Origin of the sequence: Kribbella qitaiheensis, from assembly GCF_042657745.1 — a bacterium.
Taxonomy (GTDB): Bacteria; Actinomycetota; Actinomycetes; order Propionibacteriales; family Kribbellaceae; genus Kribbella; species Kribbella qitaiheensis.
Map to the genome: position 1 here is coordinate 1 of NZ_JBHSKE010000016.1, position 816 is coordinate 816.

General features: G+C 65.9%; 1 protein-coding gene. It reads left to right on the top strand.

Going from position 1 to position 816, the window contains the following annotated elements:
• The coding region (locus ACFPJ1_RS15510) for an IS701 family transposase (protein WP_465261072.1) at positions 1-677 on the top strand (677 nt) is incomplete at its 5' end.
• Positions 678-816 lie beyond the last annotated feature (139 nt).

An 816-nucleotide genomic window follows, 5' to 3' on the forward strand; every position in this document is an offset into this window, starting at 1 on the left:
CGAAACTGCGTAAGGCCCTGGAGGATCGGGGCATCGGGTATGTGCTCGCGGTTGCCTGCAGCCACCCGGTCCGCACCGGCGTCGGCAAGATCCGCGCCGACGAACTCGCCGCCAGCCTGCCCCGCAAGGCATGGCAGCGGCTGTCGGCCGGTGCCGGCTCCAAGGGGCCGCGGTTCTACGACTGGGCCTGGATCAGCATCGAACCCGAACGGGCAGATGCTCAAGGGCAGCGGTGGCTGCTGATCCGGCGTAACAACGCCACCGGCGAGCTCGCCTACTACCGCTGTTGGTCACCGGCACCGGTGCCGCTGCGCGAACTGGTCCGCGTCGCCGGCCGCCGCTGGACGATCGAAGAGTCCTTCCAAGCCAGCAAGACCCTCACCGGACTCGATCAGCACCAGGTCCGCCGCTGGACCAGCTGGCACCGCTGGACCATCCTTGCCATGCTCGCCTACGCCCTCCTCGCCGTCCTCACCGCGACCGAACGAGCCGAAACCTCAACCCCACCAGGCCTGATCGCGTTGACCTGCAACGAGATCCACCGCCTGTTCAACACACTGATCGTCGAGCCGACACAAGACCTGCGACACCGGCTGCACTGGTCGACCTGGAGACGCCGACACCAACACCGCGCACGAACCAGCCACTACCAGCGCCGACAAGCCATCCCTACCTAAGATCACGAACTACGGCTGCCGTACTAGTCGGGCTGGTGTGCGTCAAGAGCGCTTCGCGTCCCTTCGGGATCCAATGCCGCGTAGTTAGCGGTTGGGTGGCGTTGTCCAGGTCTATGGGGGTGTGTCGAGTGTGTAGGTG